General features: G+C 71.4%; 25 protein-coding genes and 2 pseudogenes. 14 read left to right on the top strand and 13 right to left on the bottom strand.

Going from position 1 to position 25311, the window contains the following annotated elements; genetic code table 11:
• Positions 1-196 precede the first annotated feature (196 nt).
• The 4 genes from ACFY1J_RS27725 (at position 197) to ACFY1J_RS27710 (ending at position 3108) form a co-directional block, all read left to right on the top strand.
• The gene (locus ACFY1J_RS27725; protein WP_390732164.1) at positions 197-685 is read left to right on the top strand and encodes a MarR family winged helix-turn-helix transcriptional regulator; all 489 of its coding nucleotides are present in this window, start codon (positions 197-199) and stop codon (positions 683-685) included.
• On the top strand, positions 682-1563 hold the full coding sequence (locus ACFY1J_RS27720) for an ABC transporter ATP-binding protein (protein ID WP_390732163.1): 882 nt from the start codon (positions 682-684) through the stop codon (positions 1561-1563). The genes ACFY1J_RS27725 and ACFY1J_RS27720 overlap by 4 nt, the downstream gene beginning before the upstream one ends.
• Positions 1523-2383, top strand: a complete 861-nt coding sequence (locus ACFY1J_RS27715; RefSeq protein ID WP_390732162.1) for an ABC transporter permease — start codon at positions 1523-1525, stop codon at positions 2381-2383. Before ACFY1J_RS27720 ends, ACFY1J_RS27715 begins: the two co-directional genes overlap by 41 nt.
• A gap of 191 nt (positions 2384-2574) precedes the next feature.
• The gene (locus ACFY1J_RS27710; protein WP_390709669.1) at positions 2575-3108 is read left to right on the top strand and encodes a hypothetical protein; all 534 of its coding nucleotides are present in this window, start codon (positions 2575-2577) and stop codon (positions 3106-3108) included.
• A 14-nt stretch (positions 3109-3122) separates the two neighbouring features.
• Here the strand turns inward: ACFY1J_RS27710 and hemC are convergent, their stop codons facing one another.
• From hemC to ACFY1J_RS27675, 7 genes are all read right to left on the bottom strand, one after another.
• Entirely contained in the window at positions 3123-4058 is a 936-nt protein-coding gene (gene hemC / locus ACFY1J_RS27705; RefSeq protein ID WP_390709668.1) for a hydroxymethylbilane synthase, read from the bottom strand.
• A gap of 183 nt (positions 4059-4241) precedes the next feature.
• Positions 4242-4709, bottom strand: coding sequence for a GNAT family N-acetyltransferase (locus ACFY1J_RS27700; protein ID WP_390709667.1), 468 nt, complete (start codon positions 4707-4709; stop codon positions 4242-4244).
• Positions 4706-5224, bottom strand: a complete 519-nt coding sequence (locus ACFY1J_RS27695; RefSeq protein ID WP_390709666.1) for a hypothetical protein — start codon at positions 5222-5224, stop codon at positions 4706-4708. The genes ACFY1J_RS27700 and ACFY1J_RS27695 overlap by 4 nt, the downstream gene beginning before the upstream one ends.
• Before the next feature lie 79 nt (positions 5225-5303).
• Positions 5304-6080, bottom strand: a complete 777-nt coding sequence (locus tag ACFY1J_RS27690; protein WP_390709665.1) for an NPP1 family protein — start codon at positions 6078-6080, stop codon at positions 5304-5306.
• A gap of 181 nt (positions 6081-6261) precedes the next feature.
• Positions 6262-7239, bottom strand: coding sequence for an ATP-dependent DNA ligase (locus ACFY1J_RS27685; RefSeq protein WP_390709664.1), 978 nt, complete (start codon positions 7237-7239; stop codon positions 6262-6264).
• 272 nt (positions 7240-7511) lie between these two features.
• Positions 7512-8555, bottom strand: coding sequence for a zinc-binding dehydrogenase (locus ACFY1J_RS27680; protein WP_390732161.1), 1044 nt, complete (start codon positions 8553-8555; stop codon positions 7512-7514).
• A 10-nt stretch (positions 8556-8565) separates the two neighbouring features.
• A complete protein-coding gene (locus tag ACFY1J_RS27675; RefSeq protein WP_390709662.1) occupies positions 8566-9573 on the bottom strand; it encodes an SGNH/GDSL hydrolase family protein in 1008 nt (335 codons plus the stop codon).
• A gap of 238 nt (positions 9574-9811) precedes the next feature.
• On the opposite strand from ACFY1J_RS27675, the pseudogene ACFY1J_RS27670 reads away from it, so the two are divergent.
• A pseudogene (locus ACFY1J_RS27670) lies at positions 9812-9982 on the top strand (LysR family transcriptional regulator); the annotation flags it as partial.
• Between the two features lie 45 nt (positions 9983-10027).
• Here ACFY1J_RS27670 and ACFY1J_RS27665 read toward each other — a convergent pair.
• On the bottom strand, positions 10028-10804 hold the full coding sequence (locus tag ACFY1J_RS27665) for a DUF2690 domain-containing protein (RefSeq protein ID WP_390732160.1): 777 nt from the start codon (positions 10802-10804) through the stop codon (positions 10028-10030).
• Between the two features lie 193 nt (positions 10805-10997).
• Entirely contained in the window at positions 10998-11552 is a 555-nt protein-coding gene (locus tag ACFY1J_RS27660; protein WP_390732159.1) for an SH3 domain-containing protein, read from the bottom strand.
• Positions 11553-11726: 174 nt separating this feature from the next.
• Between ACFY1J_RS27660 and ACFY1J_RS27655 the strand changes: the two genes are divergently transcribed.
• The 7 genes from ACFY1J_RS27655 (at position 11727) to ACFY1J_RS27625 (ending at position 19605) form a co-directional block, all read left to right on the top strand.
• The gene (locus ACFY1J_RS27655; RefSeq protein WP_390732158.1) at positions 11727-12251 is read left to right on the top strand and encodes a MarR family winged helix-turn-helix transcriptional regulator; all 525 of its coding nucleotides are present in this window, start codon (positions 11727-11729) and stop codon (positions 12249-12251) included.
• A 73-nt stretch (positions 12252-12324) separates the two neighbouring features.
• The gene (locus ACFY1J_RS27650; protein ID WP_390732157.1) at positions 12325-13125 is read left to right on the top strand and encodes a DUF817 domain-containing protein; all 801 of its coding nucleotides are present in this window, start codon (positions 12325-12327) and stop codon (positions 13123-13125) included.
• Between the two features lie 177 nt (positions 13126-13302).
• Positions 13303-14787, top strand: a complete 1485-nt coding sequence (locus ACFY1J_RS27645) for a family 43 glycosylhydrolase (protein ID WP_390732156.1) — start codon at positions 13303-13305, stop codon at positions 14785-14787.
• A gap of 40 nt (positions 14788-14827) precedes the next feature.
• The gene (locus ACFY1J_RS27640; RefSeq protein WP_390732155.1) at positions 14828-16270 is read left to right on the top strand and encodes a family 43 glycosylhydrolase; all 1443 of its coding nucleotides are present in this window, start codon (positions 14828-14830) and stop codon (positions 16268-16270) included.
• A 97-nt stretch (positions 16271-16367) separates the two neighbouring features.
• Positions 16368-16748 carry a MauE/DoxX family redox-associated membrane protein gene (locus tag ACFY1J_RS27635; protein WP_390709657.1) on the top strand — a complete coding sequence of 127 codons (381 nt, stop codon included), beginning with the start codon at positions 16368-16370 and terminating at the stop codon, positions 16746-16748.
• Complete coding sequence (locus tag ACFY1J_RS27630; RefSeq protein ID WP_390709656.1) at positions 16745-17212, top strand: peroxiredoxin; 468 nt, start codon at positions 16745-16747, stop codon at positions 17210-17212. Before ACFY1J_RS27635 ends, ACFY1J_RS27630 begins: the two co-directional genes overlap by 4 nt.
• A 53-nt stretch (positions 17213-17265) precedes the next feature.
• On the top strand, positions 17266-19605 hold the full coding sequence (locus ACFY1J_RS27625; RefSeq protein WP_390709655.1) for a SpoIIE family protein phosphatase: 2340 nt from the start codon (positions 17266-17268) through the stop codon (positions 19603-19605).
• On the opposite strand, the gene ACFY1J_RS27620 is transcribed toward ACFY1J_RS27625, so the two are convergent.
• Positions 19606-20040, bottom strand: a complete 435-nt coding sequence (locus ACFY1J_RS27620) for a cupin domain-containing protein (protein WP_390709654.1) — start codon at positions 20038-20040, stop codon at positions 19606-19608.
• Between the two features lie 122 nt (positions 20041-20162).
• A complete protein-coding gene (locus tag ACFY1J_RS27615) occupies positions 20163-21026 on the bottom strand; it encodes an oxidoreductase (RefSeq protein WP_390709653.1) in 864 nt (287 codons plus the stop codon).
• 159 nt (positions 21027-21185) lie between these two features.
• Between ACFY1J_RS27615 and ACFY1J_RS27610 the strand changes: the two genes are divergently transcribed.
• On the top strand, positions 21186-22070 hold the full coding sequence (locus ACFY1J_RS27610; protein ID WP_390709652.1) for a helix-turn-helix domain-containing protein: 885 nt from the start codon (positions 21186-21188) through the stop codon (positions 22068-22070).
• Between the two features lies 1 nt (position 22071).
• On the opposite strand, the pseudogene ACFY1J_RS27605 reads toward ACFY1J_RS27610, so the two are convergent.
• Positions 22072-22671: pseudogene (locus ACFY1J_RS27605) on the bottom strand (aldo/keto reductase); the annotation flags it as partial.
• A 74-nt stretch (positions 22672-22745) separates the two neighbouring features.
• Here ACFY1J_RS27605 and ACFY1J_RS27600 point away from each other — a divergent pair.
• The gene (locus ACFY1J_RS27600) at positions 22746-23711 is read left to right on the top strand and encodes a TauD/TfdA dioxygenase family protein (RefSeq protein WP_390732154.1); all 966 of its coding nucleotides are present in this window, start codon (positions 22746-22748) and stop codon (positions 23709-23711) included.
• Between the two features lie 60 nt (positions 23712-23771).
• Here the strand turns inward: ACFY1J_RS27600 and ACFY1J_RS27595 are convergent, their stop codons facing one another.
• On the bottom strand, positions 23772-25274 hold the full coding sequence (locus ACFY1J_RS27595; RefSeq protein ID WP_390709650.1) for a metallophosphoesterase family protein: 1503 nt from the start codon (positions 25272-25274) through the stop codon (positions 23772-23774).
• Positions 25275-25311: the final 37 nt, after the last annotated feature.

The raw sequence follows: 25311 nt of genomic DNA, 5'->3' as shown, positions 1-25311 counted from the left end.
CGTTGAGGGGGCACCCGGGGCCCGGCGAACCGGCTCCCACGGACGTGCCTCCTGTCCGAAGCACTTGCATCAGGATTCCCCCGACCGGACATGCCGAAACAAATCACCCGAAATGGTGACGGCGTCTGGCCGTCAAGTGTCCGACTTGACCGTTCCTTGGGGAGAGATACCTCTGACACAGAGGTAATCTCCAAGTGTGGAAGCCAAGGGACCGGAACCGAAGGGACCAGGGGAGCCGGAGGCCTTCCCGGAGGAGCTGGCGGACACCCTGGTCGGCATCCAGCGGCTGATCCGCCGCCGGCTGCGCAGCGGGCTGACCGCGCCGCGGCTGCGCGGCGCCGAGGTGGAACTGCTGCGCCTGGTCGAGGCCCGGCCCGGCATCGGCATCTCGGACGCCGCCAAGGAGCTGTACCTGGCGAGCAACTCCGTCTCGACCCTCGTCAACAAGCTCGCCAGGGACGGCTATCTGATCCGGGAGACCGACCCGGCGGACCGGCGTGCCGCCCGCCTGCAGCTCACCGAGGCGGCCCGCAACCGGCTGCGGGACTGGCAGCGACGCCGGGCGGACCTCGTCGGGCGCCATGTGGACCGGCTCGACGAGGCGGACCGGGAGGCGCTGCGCGCCGCACTCCCGGCGCTGCGCAAGCTGGCCGTCACCCTGCACGAGGAGGCCTTGGAATCATGACGCGGGACACCGCAGCCGAAGCGTGGGACACCGCCGCCGACGCGGCCGAAGCCGTCACCTGCACACGGCTCGCCTACGCGTTCGGGGAGACCAACGCGGTGGACGGGCTCGACCTGACCGTGCGGGAGGGCGAGGTCTTCGGGCTGCTCGGCCCCAACGGCGCCGGCAAGACCACGGCCATCCGCTGCATCACCACGCTGCTGCCCGTCCCCCCGGGCATGGTCCGCGTCTTCGGCCATGACACGGCCGGCGACCGCATGGCCGTACGACGCCTCCTCGGGTACGTCCCGCAGCAACTGTCCGCCGACAGCGGGCTCACCGGACGGGAGAACGTCGCCCTCTTCGCCCGGGTCTTCGACGTCCCCCGCCGCGAGCGGGCCGCCCGGGTCGCGCAGGCCCTGGCCGCCGTGGGCCTCGCCGACGCCGCCGACCGGCTGGTGGGCACCTACTCCGGCGGCATGGTCCGCCGGCTGGAGCTGGCCCAGGCCCTGGTCAGCGCACCCCGCCTGCTGATCCTCGACGAGCCGACGATCGGCCTCGACCCGATCGCCCGGACCGGTGTCTGGGAGCACATCAACGCCGTCCGGGCGGCCACCGGCATGACCGTCCTGGTCACCACCCACTACATGGACGAGGCGGACCAGTACTGCGACCGCGTCGGCCTGATGCACCACGGCCGCATCCGCGCCCTCGGCACCCCCGCCGAACTCAGACAGGGACTCGGTGAACGCCGTCGCGCCGCGGGCGCCCCGGCCACGGACACGCTGCCCACCCTGGAGGACGTCTTCCGCGACGTCGCCGGCAGCGGTCTCGACGAGAAGTCAGGAGATTTCCGCGATGTCCGAAGCACCCGCCGCACCGCCAACCGCGTCGGCTGATCCCGTCCCCACGGCGGACAGTGACCTGCTGCTGCGGCCGCCCCGGCCCCGCGCGGGCTGGCGGCTGCTGCCCGCCCGGGTCGTCGCGATGTGCACCGTCGAACTGCAGAAACTGCGCCACGACCGCACCGAGCTGTACACCAGGGCGATCCAGCCGGCCCTCTGGCTGCTGATCTTCGGCCAGACCTTCACCCGGATCCGGGCGATACCCACCGGCGGCATCCCCTACATCGACTACCTCGCGCCCGGCATCATCGCCCAGTCCGCGATGTTCATCGCCATCTTCTACGGCATCCAGATCATCTGGGAGCGGGACGCCGGCATCCTCAACAAACTGCTGGTCACGCCGACCCCGCGCGCGGCGCTGATCACCGGCAAGGCGTTCGCGGCCGGAGTGAAGTCGCTGATCCAGGCGGTCGTCGTCATCGTCATCGCCGCCCTGCTGGGCGTCGCGCTGACCTGGAACCCGTTGCGTCTGCTCGGCGTCGCGGCGGCCGTGGTCCTCGCCTCCGCCTTCTTCTCCTGCCTGTCGATCACCATCGCGGGCATCGTCCTCAACCGCGACCGTCTGATGGGCATCGGACAGGCGATCACGATGCCGCTGTTCTTCGGCTCCAACGCCCTCTATCCCGTCTCCATCATGCCCGGCTGGCTCCAGGCGGTCAGCAGGGCCAACCCCCTGAGCTACCAAGTCGACGCCCTGCGTGGCCTTCTGCTCGGCACGCCGGCGCATCTCGCCGCCGACTTCGGCGTCCTTGCCGTGGCCGCCGCGCTCGGCATCACCGTCGCCTCCTCGCTGCTGGGCCGGCTCGCCCGCTGATCTTGCCGGGACGTGATGTGCGGCACGCACCCGGACACCTTCCCGGGGCCCGCCGAGGGGATTCCCGCTGCGCAGCGCTTGATCAGCGATCAAAGCGGGCGAATCCCCTGGCCACAGCGCATTCTGCTCATTTGACAGTGCGCTCGGCACACAGATAGACAGCAGCTCTCCGAGGTCGATAGAGGGGCACCGTGTACGAGCCGAACGTGGTCGGGGACTGGCAGGAGCACGACGAGCATGCCGGTCTGCGTGTCCGCGTCCACAGCCTGGAGGCGGCCGAGCCGCCGCGCGGACGCGACGACGCGGCCGTCGGGCTGACGTACTTCAGTGTCCGGGTGACCATCGAGAACCGCGGCGCGCGCCACTTCAGCGTCCAGCTGGAGGACGGGCAGATCGACGTCCGGGTCGGCCCCGACGGGGAGGGCGCCTTCATCGACTGGCGCAACTCGCAGTTCATCGAGGGCTTCGACGTCTACCCGCTGCGCCGGGCCACCGCCGTGGTGTACGCGGCAGGGCCGGAGGCGGCGCTGACCCAGGTGGACGTCCAGGTCCAGCTGCGGGTCGACGAGGAGTGGACCGACCGCCGGCTGTGGGCGGGCGGCATCGGACTGCTGGAGGAGCCCGTCGCCGCCGCCTCCGCGGCGACCGGACCGGGCAGCCTGGCCCACCAGGTGAGCGTCTTCCTGAAGGACCTGGAGGACCAGACGGAGCCGGGCACCGCCTGACGGCTGCTACGGCGTCAGTGCGGGATGCCGTCGATGATCTCGCGGGCACCCTGCCGCAGCAGGGACACGGCGACCGAGGTGCCGAGCGTGGCCGGGTCGAGCCGGCCCGCCCACTCGTGGGCGTTCAGCCGCGTCTTGCCGTCCGGCGTGAACACACAGGCGCGCAGGGACAGTTCACCACTGCGGTCCACGCGGGCGTAACCGGCGATCGGGCTGTTGCAGTGCCCCTGCAGGACGTGCAGGAACATGCGCTCCGCCGCGGCCTCCCGGTAGGTGTCCGGGTCGCCGAGCCCGCTGACCGCGTCGATCAGCTCGGCGTCGCCCTCCCGGCACTGCAGGGCGAGGATGCCCGCGCCGATCGGCGGCATCATCGTCTCCGGGGACAGCACCTCACTGATCACCTCGCGCCGGTCGATCCGCTCCAGACCGGAGACCGCGAGCAGCAGCGCGTCCGCCTCGCCGGCCGCGAGCTTCTCCAGGCGGCGGTTGGCGTTGCCGCGGAAGGGCACGCACCGCAGGTGCGGGTGGGTGGCGGCCAGCTGGGCGACACGGCGCACCGCGGAGGTGCCGATCCGGGTGCCGGCCGGCAGCTCGTCGAGGGTGAGCCCGCCCGGGTGGACGAGCGCGTCACGGATGTCGTCCCGCTTCAGGAACGCGGCGAACACGGTGCCCGCGGGCAGCGGCCGGTCGGCCGGCACGTCCTTGACGCAGTGCACCGCGAGGTCGGCCTCCCCGGCCAGCAGCGCGGCGTCCACCTCCTTGGTGAACGCCCCCTTGCCCTCCACCTGCGACAGATCGCCCAGCCACTTGTCGCCGGTGGTCTTCACCGGTACGACCTCGGTGCGCACCTGCGGATGGAGGACCGCCAACTCGGCGCGGACACGCTCCACTTGGGCGAGTGCCATCGGTGAGTCGCGGGAGACGATACGGATCAGTTCCGGGACGGACATGGGGACACGATAGACCGTGGCGACGGACATCCGTGCCGATCGCCCGCATTGCTCCGCCGCGCCGCGAGTGCCGGTACCGTCATGACTCCGTGTGCCGGTCGAAGGGAAACAGGTCCGGGGGTCAGTCGGGCCCCTGGCCGGCGAGCAGCCCGCCGAACAACTGCCCGGCCGCACCTTCGGGGTTCATCCGGTGACCCGCAGGCTGTACCGGAGCTTCTCCAGGGAACGGGCACCGAGGCGGTCGTAGAAGCGGACCGCGCCCTCGTTCCAGGCGGGGGTCTGCCACTGCACCTCGCCGAGTCCCAGGGCGCGGGCCTCTGCGGCCACGGCGTCGACGAGCAGGGCGCCGAGGCCGAGACCCCGGTGGCCGGGGGTCAGGAACAGGCAGTCCATGTGGAGGTACTCCCGGCCCTCCCAGGTCGACAGCTCGGGCGAGCAGGTGGCGTAGCCGACGACCTCGCCGTCGGGAGTCTCGGCCACCAGACAGCGCAGGCGTGGTGCGGGTGCGTCGAAGAGGAGTGTGGCGAGCCGTGCGGCGAGATCCGGCACCGGTGGCGCGGCGTGCTCGTACTCCGCGTGCTGTGCGGCCAGTTCGGCGACGCGCGGCAGGTCGGCGCGCTCGGCGTGACGCACCGGGGGAGTGCCGGTCAACGGACCGCTCCCTCGACGGTGTCCGCGCTCCAGGCCGCGAGCCGGTCCGGGAGGGCGCCGGTGCCGCCGAGGACGTGCCGGGAGAACGCGTCGCGCTCGTGCGCGAGGACGGCCGCCTCCCACACGCAGGGCGCGAGCCCGCTCCGGCCCGGCCGGAGCTCCCCGGGGCGGCCTGCCGGGCCGGTGAACACGGCGAGGTCGGACATGTGGCCCTCGATCCAGGTGTGCACCAGGACGTAGTCCCCGTCGCCGCCCGCGTGCACGATCAGCACCGACAGCCCGAGCGAGCCGCGCAGCCGCCCCAGCGCAAGATGCGCCCCGGCGAGCTCCAGCGCCGCGTCCGTGCCGGCCTCGGTGACCGTGCGCCCCGGTGCTGCCAGCGCGTACACCTTCACCAGGTGCCCGGCGGTCTCCCGGGTCCCGGCCGGTCGTACGGTGCGGTCGTGATGGCCCTCGGCGAGCCCCAGCAGGGCGTGCGCGTCCACCGCGGAGGGCAGTTCTCCGTGAAGATCCATCCGGCCATGATGCGGCGCCGACCGGCGGGCGTCCATGGGTTCCCTGCCGCGCCCGGGGCGGCAGGGAACCCGCGGCGGCTCAGGCGTTGGGGTCGAACGGGATGCCGGACGGCTTGGCCGAGGAGAGGTGCGAGGCGAAGCTGTCGTCCCTGAGGCCGAAGTGGGCGCTGCCGAAGTCGTACGTGCTCAACTTGTCGCGCAGGCCCGCCGGGTAGCCGTTCCAGCCGACCAGCGGCGGGTACTGCCAGGTGTGCTTGTGGTTCTCCGGCGGCTCGTCGTTCGAGTTCGCGAGCCGGAAGCAGTGCGTACGGATGCCGTCCTTGTGGTACACGATCTTCGCGTGCGTGCCCTCGAAGCGGACGTCGGAGACCGGGTGCACGGTGAACGAGCCGTGGTTGGACGTGGAGACGTACTTGATCTGGCCGTTCTGCACCCACACCACGACGTGCTCCCAGTCGTGCCGGTGGCCGCCGATGCTGGTTCCGGGCAGCGCCTGGTCCTTCTCGAAGTACAGGCCGTACAGATAGCCGCACCAGCCGTTGTTGCACTTGTAGCGCGAGTAGCTGTTCGTGTTGTCCAGGTCGGAGGCGTCGTGGCACGAGCCGTTGAGGGCACCGGTCGGCTTCAGACCGCCGTTGATCGTGCCGTCGGGGCCGATGGCCGGACTGGAGTAGCAGCCGTCCGTGTCGTAGTCGAAGGCCGGCTGGTACGTCAGCTCCGAGGGCTCGGCGTTGGCCGGGAGCGCCGGCGGCGGGGCGGCGTACGCGGCGGTGGCGGTGGCGACGACGAGCGCGGCGGCTCCCGCGAGACCGGTGAGCCATCTTCTGCGGTGTGCCTTGAACTTCGGTGACGACACTGCGTCCTCCTCTTTGGGCGCAGCCCAACGGCTGTGGGGGCAAAGAGAGTTCAGCTTCCCCGGTTTTCAACTCCGGGCCAAGGGGTCACACACGTACCGGTGGTGAAGCAGGGCCCAACTCTTGGATCATGACGGAGGGTCAGACGGGAGGCGGGTCGGAGTCGGTCCGGTTCAAGCCGGTTCAAGCCGGTTCATCAGGGATGTCCGCCGACGACTCCTCCGGTGCGAGGTCGGGGCGCAGCCGGAGCCAGGACGGCTGGCGCAGCAGTCCGGCCCGGGTACGGGTGCTGTAGGCGACCTCGCCGACCAGTCGGGGCAGCACCCAGTGGGCGCCGGAGACTGGCGGGACCGGGTCGAAGGGGCACACGCCGGTCTCGGCGGCCCGCAGCAACGCGGCCAGTTCGGTGCGTTCAACCTCGCTCCAACCGGTGCCCACACCGCCGACGTACCGCAGGCGCCCGGCGGCCCGCTGGCCGACCAGCACGGCACCGGGCAGTCCGGTGAGCCGGCCCTTGCCGGGCAGCCAGCCGCCGACGATCACGTCCTCGCTGCGCATGTTGCGGATCTTGATCCAGGCGCGGGAGCGCACGCCGGGCTCGTAGACCGAGTCGAGGCGCTTGCAGACCACTCCTTCCAGACCGTGCTCGCGGGTCGCCCGCAGGGCCTCGGCACCATGGCCGATGACGGCGGCGGGCGTGGACCAGTGGGGCCCGTCGAGGCTCAGCTCCTCCAGCCGTGCCCGCCGCTGGGTGTAGGGGCGGGCGAGCAGGGAGCCGCCCAGGTGCATCACGTCGAACAGCACGAGGTGCACCGGGACCTGGGCCGCACGGCGCGCCGCGCGTGCCGGTGCGTGGGCCAGGCCCATGCGGCTCTGCAGCAGCTGGAAGTCGGCTCGACCGTGTGCGTCGAGCGCGAGGACCTCGCCGTCCAGGATCGCCGGGGTGCTGCCGAGGGCGCCGCCCAGCGGCCGCAGCTCGGGGTAGGCGGCGGTGATGTCCTCGCCGGAGCGGGCGCGCAGCAGCACGGTGCCGTCGCCGGGCAGATAGACCACCGCGCGCTGGCCGTCCTGCTTGGTCTCGTAGGCCCACCGGGCGTCCTGGGCGGTGGGCGGCAGCTTTCCGGGAGTGGCGAGCATCGGCGGGATCAGCGGCAGGGTCACGGCAGAACATGTCGACCACGCCGGACGCGGTCACGCCCGTTTCGGGAGCGGTTCCCCTGAACGGCCGCCGCTCGGCGCGCGCTGCCCGCCGCGGGGCGACCGACTGCGGGCGCGGCCCGCACCAGCCCCGACTGATGGGCCGTCACGGCGAGTTGGGCACGATTGCAGGTGGCGGTGCCACGCGCGGTCCCTCGTCGCGCACCGGGACGCGCAGCCCCGTTGCTCCGCTTCTCCGACGGCCCGCGTCTCCGCTTCTCCGACGCCTCGCGTAGCTACGCCGAGAAGGTCACCACGACCTTCTCCGCGGCCCCCGGGGTCAGTGCGAGCTCGAAGGCCCGCCCGGCCTCCGTGAACGGAACGCGGTGGCTGATGAGCTTCGCGAAGCGCTCGTGGTGCTCGACGAGTTCGGGGGTCACCTCGAAGATCTCCGTCGGGTAGCCCTGGGAGGCGATGAGGGTCAGCTCGCTGCGCAGCATGCCGCCGAGGTCTGTCTCGGCCCCCCTCTTCTGCACCGCCACCATGACCAGCTTGGCGTGCCACTTGGCGTTGGCGACCACGGTGTTGAAGACGGCGGCCGCACCGGCCGCGTCGATGTAGATGTCGGTGCCCGGCCGGGGCTGGCCGAGGGCGTTGGCGCTCTGCCCGTGCAGCTCGGTCAGGCGCGCGGTCACGTCCTCCTCGGCGGAGTCGATGACGGCGTCCGCCCCCACGGCCAGCGCCTTCTGCAGCCGTCCCGGGATGACGTCGGCCACCACCACGTGCTCGACTCCGCGCAGCTTCAGCCAGATCGCCGCGCCCAGGCCGATCGGCCCGGCGCCGAAGACGACCACCTTGTCGCCCGGCTCGGCCTCCGAGCGGTTGACGGCGTGCCGGGAGACGGCCATCGGCTCGTTGAGGGACGCGACGTCGAACGGCACGGTGTCGGGGAACACCGCGACGCTCCTGCCGACTTCGGCGTTCTCGATGAGCAGGTACTCGCTCATGCCGCCGTGCTTGCCGCCACAGCCGATGATGCCGCTGGGGGCGTCCTGCGGGTTGACGACCACGCGGTCCCCGGCCTTCAGGCCCGTGACCTCGGCGCCCACCTCGACGATCTCGCCGGCCGGCTCGTGGCCCAGGGCGACGGGGACCAGGTCACCGCCGAGGTGGGCACGCGCCGGCATGCCGCCCATGTGCAGGAAGGTGACGTCGGTGCCGCAGATGCCGCAGGCACGGATCTTCATCAACACGTCCTTCGGACCGGGGACGGGACGCTCGACGTCCACGACGTCGATCTTGCCGACACCTGCGGTCCTGACGGACTTCATCGTGGTCATGGGGTGACTCTCACTTTCTGATGTGCCCTGATGTGCCCTTATCTGAACTGACGTGCCGCAAGCTGCTGGGAGAGGGACGACGCCCGACCTGGGCACCCATGGCGTCCAGGACGGCGTCGGCCATGCCGCGCTCGCCGCGTTCGTTGGGGTGGACGCAGGCCGCGGAGGAGGCGGGGACGAGGGGTTCGATCCAGCGGGTGGCGGAGGCCGAACAGGCGTCATGCCCCTCGGAGGGCTTGTAGGTGTCCACGTAGCTCGCTCCGGCGGCCTCGGCCCGCCGCCGCAGCATGGCGTTGAGCTGCTGCTCCTTCTCGCGGAGGAAGGAGACGTCGCCCGGCGCGAGGCCCATCTCGCGCCCGCAGCCGTGTCCGTCGGCGGGCAGGATCGCCGGATAGCCGACGACGTAGACGCGGGCGTGCGGTGCGCGCCGCTTCACTTCGCCCAGTGTCCGTGAGAGCTTCCGCTCCGCCGTCTCGGTCTTCTGCCGCACCTCGTCGGTGTCCCCGGACACGTACTGCCCACGGCAGGGCGCGTCCCCCGGGAGGTTCCTGCCGTTGCCGGAGGCGAAGTAGACCGTCCCCGCGGTCACACACCGCTTGATCAGGCCGATGAAGTCGATGTCGTTGCCGCCGATCCCGACGGTGACCAGCCGGGTCCGCGTGGTCAGTGCCGACAGCTGGGGCGGGTTGACCCCGTCGTCCGTGGACTGGGCCGCCGAGAGGTCGGCGATGGTGGCGCCGCTGCAGCTCACGTCCCGGAAGCCGGCCGCGTCGAGGCCGAGTCGCCGGGCCACCAGGGTCGGGTAGTTGCGGTCGGACCGCTCGCAGCCGGCCGGTGTGCCCGTTCGGTCGGGAATCCTCGGGCCCGAGGTGTAGGAGTCGCCGAGCGCGACGTAGGGGCCCTTCGGTGGTGTGGGGTCGTCACCGGAGCCGTCGTCGTCCCGGACGATACCGATCGCGGCGCCGATGACGCCGCAGGCGAGCACCCCGGCCAGCCCGGCTCGTACGGAGTTCTTCATGGAGGCGTCCTGTCTCTTCCGTCTCGGCGACACGGAGAAGGAGGTGTCCCCGGGCCGGTGCCGGACGGGGGGACTGAACCGGCGGCCGGGCCCGGGGACCGCACCGGTCCCCGTCCCCACGGGTACGGCGCGAGGGGCCACCCCCGCTCAGGGCGGCCCCGGTCCTGGCGACTTACTTGAGTTAGGCAAGCATATGCGGGTTACTTGAGTCAAGCAAGTTACTCGGATCGCGGCCGATGGCACGACGGCGGAGTCCACCGCGAACCAGCACCCGCGGCCCGGCGTCGTCTACCGGCCGGTGCGCGACGCCGAGCCGGTCGCGGTCCGCCTGGCCTGGTGGCGGGACGATCCGCACCCCGCCCAGCAGGCGGTGATCGAGCTGCTCGGCGACCTGTACCGGGCGGGGTGAACGCTCGGCGCCGGGGCCCTCGCACGGCGTGCGGCGCCGCGCGTTTCAGGGCTGCTCGACGGACTCCGCGGGGTTGTCGGGGTCCAGCCCCGTGCAGGCCAGTTGCCCGGCCACCTCGGCGCACGCCTCCACGCCCCGCGGTGACATCACGGCGAGCATCGGGCTGGTGTAGCCGGTGGAGTCGTCGGCCGGATAGGTGGCCGAGAGCATGTTCTCGCCCGCGCGTACGGTGATCTCCCGGGCGTGCGGGGAATGCACCCGCACCTCCGACCAGGCGGTGCCGCAGGCCGGTGAGTAGCGCAGCCGGACATCGTAGTCCGGGTCGGTGACCGTGCTCTTGGTCTGCGCGTCGCGCGCGCAGGCCGACGGGTCGGGCAGCTGGCCCTGACAGGACTTCCCGTGGCAGCGGGGGGCCGCCGCGACGGCCTGCTTCCCCGGCGAGCCGTGCCGGGCGGGCAGGGCGAGGGCGGCCGCCGCGACGGCCGTCACGGTCAGCAGCGCGAGCGCCGCCGGCCGCTGCAACCGGCGCCTTGCCGGGCCCTCCTGGCCGGCCTCGTCGGGCGGGTTGCCGGCCGGCTGCTCGCCGGACACCTCCCACAGGGCCAGCACCGGGGCCGGGTCGACGCCGGCGATCCGGGCGAGCGCCTCCACGGCCGAGCGGGGCGGCCGCTTGCCCTCGGTCAGATAGCGGTGCCAGGCGGACTTGCTGTACGGGGTGCGGGCGGCCAGCGCCGCCAGGCTCAGCCCCGTACGGTCCTTCAGTTCGCGCAGTCTCACCATCAACGGCTCGTCCGGCGTGGTCGGTTCTGCGGGCTGCCGCATGGTGCGTTCCTCGACTCCGGTTACGCTATGGGCGTTTCGCCCCCTGTTGTCGGAATGGCTTCCCGGGGAAGGGGAAAGCGCAACCTGTCGTGAGGTATGAGGTACGTGAAGTGCGTACACGCCGAAGGCCTGTTCGGGAACGTGAGGTTCCCGAACAGGCCTCGGGGTCAGCGTGTACGACGGGGTGCAGCGGTCAGCACCAGGGGGTGACGGTGCCGACCCGGACGTAGCGGGCGGACACATAGCCCCTGTGGTGGGAGAGCCGGTACCAGGTGTGGTTGCCGCGCACCCGGGACCCGCTCGTCCGGCAGGTGAGTGCCACGAGCCGGTTCGGGTGCCGGTGGCCGACCACGCGGTAGCCGGTGCCCGGACCGGAGCGGACGTTCAGTGCGAGGCGGTGCGTGGTCACACGCCCCACGACGGAAAGGCCGCGGCGGTACCCGGCCGAACGGACGACGTGGCGGACCCGGTGCGTGCAGTGGTGCGTGGTGCGGTGCGCGTGGCGGACGCGGTGCACACGGTGCGTGACGCGGTGCGCGCGGCGGGACTTGTGGTGCGGCGTGCGGTGCTCGGCCTGCCGGTGCGGTGCGGGAGCGGGGAGCAGTGAGGGGGTGGTGTACTGCACCGAGACGTTGGGCGCGGGGAGCGGTACGGTGTGGTCCGCCTCGGCGGCGCCGGCTGCCGTGGGCAGGAGCGCGAGCACCGCGATCGTCGCCAGCAGGCCGCTCTTCACGGTCCGTCGGATCATCGAAACCTCCGGGCTGTCGATCTCGTGACCACGAAGCGTGATCACGAGACCCAGCGTTTCCGTGACGAACCGTCAGGATGCCGTCCCCGCGTCCCATGGAACGCGGGGGACGTCCCCGGGGACGGATCTTCCCCATTTACTTGAGTTACGCAACGATATGGTAAACTGGTGGGTATGCCCACGGAACCGCTGCCCGTCGCCCCCGTCGCCTCCCCGGAAGTCGTCGAGATCGAGCGTGCGCTCACGCGCATCACGTATCTGAGCACCCGGGCCCGGCAGCACGAGCGGCTGATGGCGCTCGCCGGTGTGCCGCTGGACCGGGCCGCGGTGGCGCTGCTGCGCCAGGTCGCCGACTCCGACCCGTTGCGGCCGGGGGAGCTGGCGCAGCGGCTGGGTGTCGAGGCCTCCCATGTGACCCGCACCGTGCAGCAGTTGCAGAAGTCCGGCTATGTCACCCGGATCCCCGACCCCGACGACCGCCGCGCCCAGCGCATCCAGCTCACCGACGCGGGCCGCCGGGCCATCGACCGGGTCCGGGAGGCCGGAGCCCGCGGCATGCAGCTCGCCCTCGGCGAGTGGAAGCCCGAGGAACTGCGACAGCTGGCCACGCTGTTCCACCGCATGGTCGACGACTTCCTGGCGTACGCCGTCGAGGACGAGCCCGGCCAGGAGGCAGGTTCGCCGGTGGGTGCGGGCTGAACGACTCGGCCCCTTCGCCGCCGGGGCTCCGGCAGGCCTGCAACCATCGGCTTCGAACAGTCGTCTTCCTGGCATGCACAAGATCAAGCAGCAGGCCGGGATGCTCGTCCGCCAGATCACTCTGTTCGGCTGGGTGCAGGCCCGCTGCTGTGCCTTCGCGGTCGCGCTGTTCGGCGGTATGGCGGCGGTCCGGATGCTGCCGCCGCTCCCCGTGGCGCGCTACGACCTCCTTCTCGCCTACGGGGTGCTGCTCACGGTCGTGTGCCGTCTGCTGGGCTGGGAGACCCGCCGGGATCTCGCGGTCGTCGCCGTCTGCCATGTTCTCGGACTCGTCTTCGAGCTGGTCAAGGTGCATGTGGGCGCATGGAGCTATCCCGAGCCCGCACTGACCAAGGTCGCCGGTGTGCCGCTGTACGGCGGGTTCATGTACGCGGCCGTCGGCAGTTACGGCTGCCGGACCTGGCGGCTGCTGGAGCTGTCGTTCACCGGCTATCGCGCCCGGGTCACCGCCGTGGTGGCCGCCCTTTTGTACGTCAACTTCCTCACGCACCACTGGCTGCCGGACCTGCGCTGGGTCCTCGGTGGTCTGCTGCTGTGCGCGACGTGGGGCACCTGGACGTACTTCACGGTCGGCGAGCGGCGCCACCGTATGCCGCTGGCCCTGTCCTTCGCGCTGGTGGGCTTCTTCCTGTGGCTGGCGGAGAACGTGGCCACGTACCTCGGCGCCTGGCGGTATCCCTACCAACTCCACGGCTGGGAACCGGTGTCGATGTCGAAGTGGGTCTCCTGGGCGCTGCTGATCACGGTGTCCTTCGTCGTCCGCGCCAACTGGCCGGGCAGGCCGGCCCGTCAGCCCGTCGCACGGTACCCGTGATTCCGTGGCATTCGGCCCCGCCTCCGGCTGGAAAACTCAACTCAACTCGCCCGACCCATTGACGTGTTATTGCCACACCCCTACCTTCTGGTCGAAGTTCCGTACATAGTTCGAAATACCGAACATCTCATATCTCGTACGTCTCGGACATGAGGCCGCCGGAAGGGACTACCGACCGTGTTCCGCACCCGCCACTGGCTCGTGCTCGGAGCGGCACTGCTGGCCGTGCTCGCGTCGCTCGTGACCGCACAGCCCGCAGCCGCGGCCGAGGGCCGCCCGTACACCAACCCGGTCAAGGCGCAGAAGGGCGCCGACCCCTGGCTGGAGTACGACAACGGCAACTACTACCTGATCAACACGACCTTCACCGGCGAGCTCACCATGCGGAAGTCCCCGACGCTCGCCGGGCTGGCCACCGCCCCGAGCGTGCAGGTGTGGGCCGACTCCACCGCCGGGCGCAACGCCAACATGTGGGCGCCGGAGTTCCACTACTTCAACGGCCACTGGTACCTGTACTACGTGGCCGGGCAGGCCGGCGCCGCCTGCTGCGACACCCAGCGCACGCATGTGCTGGAGAGCGCGGGCTCCGACCCCATGGGGCCGTACACCTACAAGAACACGCTCACCGGCTCCAACCTCAACCCCGGCGGCTGGCTCATCGACCCCAGCGTGCTGGAGTACGGCGGCAAGCTGTACCTGGTCGGCAGCGGCTCCGTCGGCGGCAGCGCACAGAGCCTGGTCATCGCGCCGATGAGCAATCCCTACACCCTCGGCAGCTCCACCTTCACGGTCATCTCCCGGCCCACACTGAGCTGGGAGACCTCCGGAGCCCCGGTCAACGAGGGCCCCGAGCCGCTGTACCACGACGGCCGGACCTTCCTGACCTTCTCCGCCAGCTACTGCCAGACCGCCGACTACAAGCTGGGCCTGCTGGAACTCACCGGCAGCGACCCGCTGAACCCCGCCGCCTGGACGAAGTCGCAATCCCCGGTCTTCCAGCGGGACGACGCGAAGGGCGTGTACGGCCCCGGGCACAACGGCTTCTTCACCTCGCCGGACGGCAGTGAGAGCTGGATCGTCTACCACGCCAACAGTTCGGCGAGCGGCGGCTGCGGCAACGCCCGCACCACCCGGGCCCAGAAGTTCACCTGGAACGCCGACGGCACGCCGAACTTCGGCACCCCCGTGGCCACCGGGACGACGCTGGCCGGCCCCGCCGGGGAGAGCGCCGCGACCCCGACGGCGTACACGCTGGTGAACCGCAACAGCGGCAAGTGCCTGGACGTCGTGGGCGGCAACACCGCGGACGGCACCAACGTCCTGCAGTGGACGTGCAACGGCGGTGCCAACCAGAAGTGGCGCATCGAGGACCAGGGCAGCGACACCAGCCGTCTCGTCAACGTCGCCACCGGCAAGGTCCTGGACACCGCGGACTGTTCCACCGCCGACGGAGCCGACCTCCGGCAGTGGTCGTGGCTGGGCAACAACTGCCAGAAGTTCCGCCTCGTTTACACGGGCGGCGACCACGTCCGGATCGTCAACGCCAACAGCGGCAAGGTCGCCGACGTCGCCAACTGCGGTACCGCCGACGGCATCGACGTACGCCAGTGGACCTGGCTGAACAACACCTGCCAGCAGTGGCGCCCGACGCCCACCACCTGACCGAGCCCCACCGACAGAACAGAGAGGAATACCGATAGCCGTGAAAGGCCTCGTCGGACGGGTGCTGACAGCCCTCCTCGCCGCACTCGCCCTGCTCGTCACCGCCGCCCCCGCGCACGCCGCCCCCGCCTCACCCGCCGTGATCTTCACCAACCCCCTCGCCGAACAGCGCGCCGACCCGCATATCTTCAAGCACACCGACGGCTACTACTACTTCACCGCGACCGTGCCCGAGTACGACCGGATCGTGCTGCGCCGGGCCACCACCCTCCAGGGCCTCGCCACCGCCCCCGAGACCACCATCTGGACCAAGCACGCGAGCGGAGTCATGGGTGCGCACATCTGGGCGCCCGAGATCCACCACATCGACGGCAAGTGGTACGTCTACTTCGCCGCCGGCTCCACCAGCGACGTGTGGGCGATCCGCATGTACGTCCTGGAGACGAGCGCGGCCAACCCGCTGACCGGCACCTGGACCGAGAAGGGCCAGATCACGACGCAGTGGGAGAGCTTCTCGCTCGACGCCACCACGTTCGTGGTGAACGGGGTCCGGTATCTCGCCTGGGCCCAGCACAATCCCAGCGAGGACAACAACACCAGCCTTTTCATCGCCAGGATGGCCAACCCCTGGACCATCAGCGGCACTCCGGTGGAGATCTCTCAGCCAACCCTGTCCTGGGAGACCATCGGCTACAAGGTCAACGAGGGCCCGGCGGTCATCCAGCACGGCGGCAAGGTCTTCCTGACCTATTCGGCGAGTGCCACCGACGCCAACTACTGCCTGGGCATGCTCACCGCGTCCGCCTCCGGTGATCTGCTCAGCGCCTCCTCCTGGAGCAAGAGCCCCCAGCCGGTCTTCAAGAGCAACGCCGCGACCTCGCAGTACGGGCCCGGCCACAACTCGTTCACGGTCTCCGAGGACGGAAAGTCCGACATCCTCGTCTACCACGACCGCAACTACAAGGACATCACCGGCGACCCGCTCAACGACCCCAACCGCCGCACCCGGCTGCAGAAGGTCTACTGGAAAGCCGACGGCACCCCCGACTTCGGCATCCCGGTGGCCGACGGCCTCACCCCGGTCCGTCTCTCCTCGTACAACTACCCGGACCGCTACATCCGCCACTGGGACTTCCGCGCGAAGATCGAGGCGAACGTCACCAACCTCGCCGACTCCCAGTTCCGGGTCGTCACCGGCCTCGCGGGCAGTGGCACGATCTCCCTGGAGTCGACGAACTACCCCGGATACTACCTGCGCCACAGGAACTTCGAGGTCTGGGTCGAGAAGAACGACGGCACCGCCACCTTCCGGAGCGACGCCTCCTTCCAGCGGCACTCCGGCCTCGCCGACGCGACGGCCGGCGTCAGCCTGGAGTCGTACAACTACCCGGGCCGCTACATCCGCCACTACAACAATCTGCTCTACGTCCAGACGATCAGCACCGCGCTCGACAAAGCGGACGCGACCTTCTACATGGAGTAGCCCCGGCCTTCATGGAATGGCTCCGACTTGATCCCGGGCGATCCACTGTGGCCTACCGTCGAGTAATATCCGGCGACAGGTCGTCAGAGGAGGAACCGTGCCCCGGTCCGAACGCTCACCCCTGCTGCTGGCCGGTCTACTGGCCACGGCAGGGGTCGCCCACTTCGCCGCTCCCCGGCAGTTCGACGCGACGATTCCGAAGATGCTGCCGGGCTCGGCCCGCACCTGGACGTACGCGAGCGGGGCCGTGGAGCTGGCCCTCGCCGCGGGCCTGGTGACGCGGCGGACCCGGCCGGTGGCCGCGCGGGCCGCGGCCGCCTTCTTCGTCGGGGTGTTCCCCGCGAACGTGAAGATGGCCGTGGACTGGCGGCACCGCCCCGCACCGCTGAAGGCGGCCGCCGTAGCGCGGCTGCCGCTCCAGGTGCCCCTGGTGCTGTGGGCCCGCGGTGTCGCCCGGAGCGGGGAGGGCCGGTCATGAGCGAGCGTGTCGACGTGGGTGACAAGGTCGAGGACTTCACGCTGCCGGACGAGACCGGCACGCCGAGGAGGCTGTCGGAGCTGCTCGCCGACGGACCCGTCGTGCTGTTCTTCTACCCCGCCGCCCTGACCGCCGGCTGCACCGCCGAGGCCTGCCACTTCCGCGACCTGGCGGCCGAATTCGCCGCCGTCGGCGCGCGGCCCGTCGGGATCAGCGGCGACACCGTCGAGCGCCAGCAGGAGTTCGCCGGACGCCACACCCTCGGGATGCCGCTGCTGTCCGACACCGACGGATCGGTCCGTGAGCTGTTCGGCGTGAAGCGCGGTTTCTCCATCGCGCCCACCAAGCGGGTCACCTTCGTCATCGCCCAGGACCGCACGGTCCTGGAGGTCGTCCGCAGCGAACTGCGCATGAACACCCACGCCGACCGTGCCCTGGCCGTACTGCGCGGTCATCGGGGCTGAGGCGGGCCGCCGCGCGCTTGATGCCCCGAGCCAATGGGATCATCCTGGGGCATATGGAGCATGTCGCGGCCGCGGCGATCATCGATGCCCTCGGCATCGTGCAGGGGTGGAGCGAGGGCGCGCGGCTGCTGACTGGCCACCCGGCGGAAGAGGTCGTGGGGCGGCCGGCCGCCGCACTGCTCGACGGGGAGGTGCCGACGGAGACCGTCGCCGCGCGCACCGGCGTCGTCGCCGTGCGCCACCGGGACGGCCACCGCGTCGAGCTCACGCTGACCACCTGCCCCGTGCTCGGCCCGGACAGCACGCCCCTGGGACACGTGGTCATCGCCCACCGGCCCGGCGGAGCCGAGCCCACCCTGGCCGGACAGGTCTTTCAGCAGGCGTCCATGTCGATGTCCGTCTTCGACACCAGCCAGCGCTATCTGCGGCTCAACGACGCGGCCTGCCGGCTGATGGGTGTTCCGGAGGAGACGCTGGTCGGCCGGGCCTGCCTGGAGAGCCTCAAGGACACCGAGCACAGCCAGGGCTTCCTGAGCCATCTGCGCCAGGTCGTGGAGACGGGCAGACCGGTCCGCTACGAGAGCTTCACCGGCACGCCCACCCTGCACCGGGACCACGCCTGGAGCATCGAGATGTGGCCCCTGAGGGACTCCGCCGGTGAGCTGACCGCGGTCGCCCTGGCCGCGTTCGACAGCACCGACCAGTACTGGGCCCGGCGGCGGCTGGCCCTGCTCAACGACGCGGCGACCGCCGTCGGCACCACCCTGGACGTGGTGCGCACCGCCGAGGAAGTCGTGGAACTCCTGGTGCCGAGGTACGCCGACTTCGCCAGCGTGGACCTGCTCGACTGGGTCCTCGGGGCGGACGAGCTGCCGATGATCGCGGGTGAGGACGTCTTCCTGCGGCGTGTGGCCCACGGTTCCACCACCGAGGGAAACCCGGGCGCGGCGGTGCACCTCGGCGATGTGAACGTCTACCAGCCCTCCTCGCCGCCGGCACGAGCGCTGCGCGAGGGCCGGGCCGTGCTCAGCCAGGCCGGGGAGCCGGAGTTCGTCCAGTGGCTTCAGGAGCGCAACGCGCTCGCGCCCGCCGGTCGCGCCTACCGCCGGGGCGTCCATTCCATGATCGCGGTGCCGCTGCGGGCCCGTGGCACCACCCTCGGCGTCGCGGTGTGCGTCCGCAGGGCACACCCGGACGACTATGTCGCCGACGACGCCGTGTTCGCCGAGGAACTGGCCAGCCGCGCCGCCGTCTGCATCGACAACGCGCGCCGCTTCGCCAAGGAGCGGACCACCGCGCTGGCCCTGCAGCACAGCCTGCTGCCGCAGGGACTGCCCGGCCAGGCGGCGGTCGACGTGACCCACCGCTATCTGCCGAGCGGGTCGCTGGCCGGCATCGGCGGCGACTGGTTCGACGTGATCCCGCTGTCCGGCAGCCGGGTCGCCCTGGTCGTGGGCGACGTGGTGGGGCACGGTATCCAGTCGTCGGCGACCATGGGGCGGCTGCGGACGGCGGTGCGGACCCTCGCGGACGTGGACCTGCCTCCGGACGAACTCCTCACCCACCTGGACGACCTGGTCACGCACCTCGCCGCCGGGGACGGCGATGCGGAGGCCGCCGAGCTGGGAGCCACCTGTCTGTACGCCGTCTACGACCCCCTCTCGCGCCGGCTCAGCCTGGCCGCCGCCGGCCACCCGGCGCCGGCCCTCGTGCTGCCGGGCGGCATCGCCGAACTCGTCGACATGTCGGCCGGACCACCGCTCGGCGTGGGCGGTCTGCCGTTCGAGGCGACGGAACTGGAAGTGCCCGAGGGAGCGGTCGTGGCCCTCTACACGGACGGCCTCGTCGAGGGCCGCGACCGTGACCTCGACCGGGCGATGGACGAGTTGCTGCGCGCCCTGACCGCGCCCGCCGACTCGCTGGAGGCCCTCGGAGACAACGTGCTGAAGGCCGTCCTGCCGGAGCAGCCCGGCGACGACGTGGCCCTGCTGCTCGCCCGCACCCGGGCGCTCGGCGCGGACCGGGTGGCCACCTGGGACGTGCCGCGCGACCCCGCGCACGTGGCCACCACCCGCCAGGCGGCCATCGAGCAACTGGCCGTCTGGGGGCTGGACGAGGCCGCCTTCGTCACCGAACTCGTCGTCAGCGAACTGGTCACCAACGCCATCCGCTACGGCGTAGCACCCATCCAGCTGCGGCTGATCCGCGACCGCGCGCTCATCTGCGAGGTCTCCGACGGCAGTTCCACCTCGCCGCATCTGCGCCGGGCGCACGCCTTCGACGAAGGAGGCCGCGGGCTGCTGCTCGTCGCGCAGCTCACCCAGCGCTGGGGCAGCCGGCAGACGGGCAGCGGCAAGACCATCTGGGCCGAACAGCCGCTTCCCGAGACATGATCACTGGAAGGCGCAGCCCGGGTTCGGGGCGTCCTCGGAGAACGGCGCGCCGTGCGGCAGGACGTACAGCACATCGAGCACGACCGGGGTGTCACCGAGGTTGCGGCCGATGTGTACGTTCCCCGGCCCGGCCGGCTCCCGGATGGCACTGCCCGCCGGGTACAGGCCGTCCTGGGCGCAGGTCGAGTCGAAGTGGCTGAGGGTGCCCTGCTTCACCCAGCCGTACAACGGCCCGTCGTGGTAGTGCCATCCGGTGGCCTGCCCGGCCGGGATCGTGATCTCCCGCAGGATGTAGTCGGTGTTGCCGACGGTGGCCTGGCTGATCAGCCGGGCGGTGACCCCCGGTCCGGCCGGGGTGGCCTGTGCGGTACCACAGGTGAACAGGGTTCCGGCGGCCACGACCGCGGTGAGGGCGGTACGGAGCGCGTTGCGCATGGCGAGCAGCCTCCTGAGACGACGGACGACGATCGAGCACCGCCGTGAACATAAAGGCCCGGTGGGGCAGTTGGGGGCGGAACCCGTCAATCCGCGTGTTCAGGAAATGAGTTGCCCGTCGGTCACTCGGTGATGCCGTCCAGTGCGGTGATCGCGTCGGCGGGCAGGGTCAGACCGGCCGCGGCGATGTTCTCGCGCAGGTGCTCGGGCGAGGACGTGCCGGGGATCAGGACGATGTTCGGTGAGCGGTGCAGCAGCCAGGCCAGCGCGACCTGTTGCGGCGAGGCGTCCAGCCGGGAGGCGACCTCGCTCAGTGTCCCGGACTGCAGTGGGGTGAAGCCGCCCAGCGGGAAGTACGGCACGAAGGCGATGTTCTCGGCCGCCGTGCGCTCGACAAGGGCGTCGTCCTGCCGGTCGGCCAGGTTGTACAGGTTCTGCACGGTGACCACGGGCGCGATGGCCAGCGCCTCGTCGAGCTGCCCGGCGGAGGCGGCGCTGAGCCCGAGGTGGCGGATCAGGCCCTGCCGGCGCAGCTCGGCCAGGGCGCCGAACTGGTCGGCGATCGAGTCCTCGTTCGGGGTGTCCATGTCACCGAGACGCAGATTGACCACGTCCAGGGTCTCCAGGCCGAGGTGCCGCAGATTGTCGTGGACCTGCGCCTTCAGATCCTCGGGGTGCCGGGACATGATCCAGCCGCCGTCGGCACCGCGGCGCGCCCCGACCTTGGTGACGATGTGCAGGCCCTCGGGGTAGGGGTGCAGAGCCTCCTTGATGATCTCGTTGACCACCACGGGCCCGTAGAAGTCGGCGGTGTCGATGTGCGTGATGCCCGCCGCCACCGCCTCGCGGAGCACCGCGACGGCCCGGTCCCGGTCCCCGGGCGGACCGAAGACATGGGGTCCGGCGAGCTGCATGGCGCCGTAGCCCATACGGGTGAGGGTCGGACCGTCGGCCGGGGTGAAGGTTCCGCCGAGCGTCGCAGACATGTCGTACCTCTCGTGCTGTCCGTTTCCGGCGGGCCGGCGATCCCGCGGCCCGCCCTCGACCTCCACCCTGCGCCGGTCACGGGGGCGGCGGCAGTGCCCCCGCGTTCCTGGGAGTGACAGGGCCGGTCACCGGGCCGGGCCCGGCCGTACGGTGGTGGCATGGACGGAACGAACGCGCTGGGGGAGTTCCTCCGGGCCCGCAGGGCGCTTGTCCGGCCGCAGGACGTGGGGCTGCCCGGGGGCGGTCTGCGCCGGGTGCCGGGACTGCGCCGCGAGGAGGTCGCGATGCTCTCCGGCATCAGCTCCGACTACTACCTGAGACTGGAGCAGGGCCGCGACCGCAACCCGTCCGTCCAGGTGCTGGAGGCCGTCGCGCGCGTGCTGCGGCTGGACGAGGACGCCACCGCCTACCTCGTCGGCCTGGCCCGGGAGCGGCCCGGCGGCATACGGCGCCCGGCCCGCCGGACGCGCCAGGCGCGCACGCAGGAGCAGGTGCCCGTCAGCATCCGCCGGCTCATCGACGGCTGGACCCGCAACCCCGCCTATGTCCAGAACCGCTACACCGACTGCCTGGCCGCCAACACCCTGGCCCGGGCGCTGAGCCCCAACTACCGGCCCGGTGTGAACCTGCTGCGGGCCGTGTTCCTCGACCCGGCCGAGCGGGAGCTGCGCCGTGACTGGGCGGACCTCACCGAGGAGGGCGTGGCCACCCTGCGGGCCCACGCCGGGCCGGACGCGGACGACCCGCGGCTGCGGGACCTGGTCGGAGACCTGTCCGTGCGCAGCGAGCGCTTCCGTCTCCTGTGGGCCCGGCACGATGTGCGGCCCCGGCGCGGCCGGGTGAGCCATCTGACCCACCCGCAGGTCGGCGACCTCGACCTGCACTCCGACAAGCTGTCCATGGACGGCACCGACGGCCTGACCCTCGTCGTCTTCCACGCCGAGCCGGGTACCCGCAGCGCCGAACTACTGGACATCCTCGGCAGCCTCACCGCGCCCGGGCCGGGCAGTGACACCGCCCAGGAGCGGGTCGAGGAGCCGTAGGTCAGAACTCCTCGTGCACCTCGGGGTCCCCGCCGAGCCGTGTCCGGGCGTGGTCGGAGACTGCGGCCGTCTGGGCGGGGCCCAGTTGGAAGCCGAACACGTCGAGGTTGTCGCGCTGCCGGCCCAGATCGGCCGACTTGGGGATGGGGATGGGGATGGGGAGGGCACCCAGCTGGACGTGCCGGCGCAGCACCACCTGCGCGGGGGTCACCCCGAGCGCCTCGGCCACGGCGACGACCGTGGGATCGGCCGGCAGCAGACTGCCCCGGCCCAGCGGGCTCCAACTCCACCTGGTTGACGGACGGCAAGACGCCCGTCTCCCGCTCCAGGCGCTCGATGTGCTCCGGCGTGAAGTCGGAGACGCCGATCGACCGCACGAGCCCCTCCTCGCGCAACCTGATCATCGCCTTCCACGAGTCCACGTACCTGCCGACGCGGGGAGCGGCCAGTGGATCGGATACAGATCGACGTACTCCAGGCCCAGCAGCCGACGGGACTCCTCGAACGAGGCCAGGGTCTCCTCGTAGCCGTGATGGCGGCCCGGAAGCTTCGTGGTCACCACGATCTCCTCCCGGGGCACCCCGCTGCTCGCGATCCCTCTCACGGATAGGGTGAGCGGTGATCAACCGCGGAACGGAGCGGCCCGGCCGAGGACGGCACCGGATCGGAGCGTGCATGACGACGGACAGGGGCACGGCACAGCGGGGCGCGGGGATCGAGGTGAAGCCGGTCGCCGGCCACATCGGAGCCGAGATCACCGGGGTCGACCTCGTGGAGGAGCTCGACGACGCGGTGGTCGCTCGGATCCGGGCGGCGGTGCTGCGCTGGAAGGTGGTCTTCTTCCGCGACCAGAAACTCGACCATGCCACCCATGTGGCGTTCGCGCGCCGGTTCGGCGAACCGGTCGTGCCCGGACGGCGCGGCAGCGCCTCCCCGCCGGACTTCCCCGAGGTGGAGACCACGGCCGACCGGCTGGAGCTGGGCGGACGGTTCGGCATGGAGCACGACGAGTGGCTGCGCCGGCGCCGGCACACACTGCTGCGCGGCTGGCACTGCGACCACGGAGCCCGTGTCGACCCGCCGGCCGCGACGATCCTGCGCGCCGAGACCGTCCCGCCGTACGGCGGCGACACCACCTGGTCCAATCTGGCCGCCGCGTACGCCGGGCTGTCGGCCCCCGTGCGGGCGTTCGTCGACGGGCTGCGCGCCGAACACCGGCTCGGCGTCGGCTATCAGCCGCGGCCCGGTGACGACGCGTATCTGCGGCATCTGCTGGACCATCAGGTCGCCTCCGTCCACCCGTTGGTGCGGGTGCATCCGGAGACGGGGGAGCGGGTGCTGTTCGTCAACGGCTACTACGTCGAGCAGATCGCCGAGGTGTCCCGGCCGGAGAGCGCGGCGCTCCTGGAGTTGCTGCTGGAGCAGGCGGTCAGGCCCGAGTACACGGTCCGTTTCCGCTGGGAGCCCGGCAGCGTCGCCTTCTGGGACAACCGGGCCACCATCCATCTGGCTCCCAGCGACAACGCCCACCTCGGCTTCCCCCGGACCATGCACCGGGTGATGCTCACCGGCGAGGTGCCCGTCGGCGTGGACGGCAGACCGTCGGAGGCGATCACCGGCACGGAGCCGGGCCGCTGGTGACCGACGCAGGGCCGCCGCCCGGCGCCGGGATCAGCCGGCCCGAACATGGCGCCGGTGTCCTCAGAGCAGCGGGATGGTGATCTCGTCCTCGACCGGCGGGTCGAGCTCCTGCGCACGATTGCCGGTCGCGGCGAAGCAGCGCAGCCGGACCGCCTCCGGGGTGACGTCCAGACGCAGGAAGCACTTGAAGAACGGCGGGCTGTATGTCGCCGAGCCCGGCGAGAAGAGCTGCGTGTAGATCTTCCGCACGGGAAGCCGGAACCGGGAGGTGCGGTCGGGGCGGCCGCCGGCTCCCAGGAGGCTCGCGACCAGCCGGGTGCGCCGGGTGACGCGCGTGTCCGGGCCGGGGGCGCGGCCGGGCCTGATGCCGAGCCGCCCGGCGATGACGGCCGTGGCCTCGGCCTCCGTGAGGGTGAAGAAGCGGCGCAGGCGCAGCCGCCGGCCGTACAGCCGGCTGTAGAAGGCGAGGGAGTCGCCGCGCAGCGGGTAGCAGCGGAAGTCCTCCTCGGTGACGTCGGCGATCTGCACGCGCGGGATGGTGTGGGTGGCGTGCATGAAGGCTCCGCCGCCGCCCGAGACCACGTACTGGATGGTGCGGCCGTCCACGTCGACCGGATAGCGCTGGTAGTTGTGGATGTCGCCGCCTATCGCCGCGACATAGTGGTGAGCCGGGTCGCGGACGATGTCGTCGACGGTGCCGCCGCCCTCGATGGCGCAGGGGTGGTGCTCGCCGTCCACGTACAGCGGGGACCCGGTGAGAAGGATCTTCGGGCGGGAGCCCTGTGACACCTCGCGGAGCCAGGCGCCCTGTTCGGCGTCGATCGTGCCCAGCAGACCGGTGTCGATGCCTATGATCCGCACCGGTCCGGCGTCGATGGCCCAGTACGGGCCCGGCTGTACGGCCTGTTGGGCCGGAGCCGAGCGCAACTTCCGTGCCTCGGTGAGGCGTTGCTCGTCCGTCGGGCGGGGCCTGTGCCACAGCAGGGCACGCCACCAGGCGCGGGTGAGCGGGCGGGGCGCGGGCTCGGGGGCGAGGGGCGGGGCGTCGTCGCAGAAGACGCGCATGAACGCGCCGAGGTCCTCGTACCAGTCGTGGTTGCCGGGTATCGCGTAGATCGGTGCCGGGTAGTCCTGGTACGGGCGGAAAAACTTCGTGCCGTAGTCGTCGGTGGCGCCGACCGGATAGATCACGTCGCTCGCGATCACCGCGAACGATGTGTCCTGACTGGCCTTCAGAAAGCCGGGCACGACGGCGTACTGGGAGTCGTCGCCCTCGCCGGTGTCACCGATGACCATGAAGGAGAAGCGGTCCGGATCGTTCCGCCGGACCACCTTGTCGGCGGCGGCGCCGGCGGCCGTGCGCTGCGCCGCCCAGCGGCTGCGGGTGCGGCCCGTCGGGTCTGAGAACCAGGACGCCACCACCCCGTTGCGGGCGGCCCACAGCGTCTTCGGGCTGAGCCACGACAGCTTCTCGACATGGTCCGGCATCAGCTGCTTGTAGGCGCCCCGTTCGGCGGTGCCCCAGCCGGCGCCTTCTGCGGTATCGCGTGAGGAGTCAGACACGGCGTGAACCGTAGCAACGTCCGGTACGAAGCCCACC

Origin of the sequence: Streptomyces sp. NPDC001406 (assembly GCF_042895285.1) — a bacterium.
In the GTDB taxonomy this organism is placed as follows: domain Bacteria; phylum Actinomycetota; class Actinomycetes; order Streptomycetales; family Streptomycetaceae; genus Streptomyces.
The sequence above is the reverse complement of the archived record's forward strand: the minus strand, read 5'-3'. Positions and strand labels throughout refer to the sequence as shown.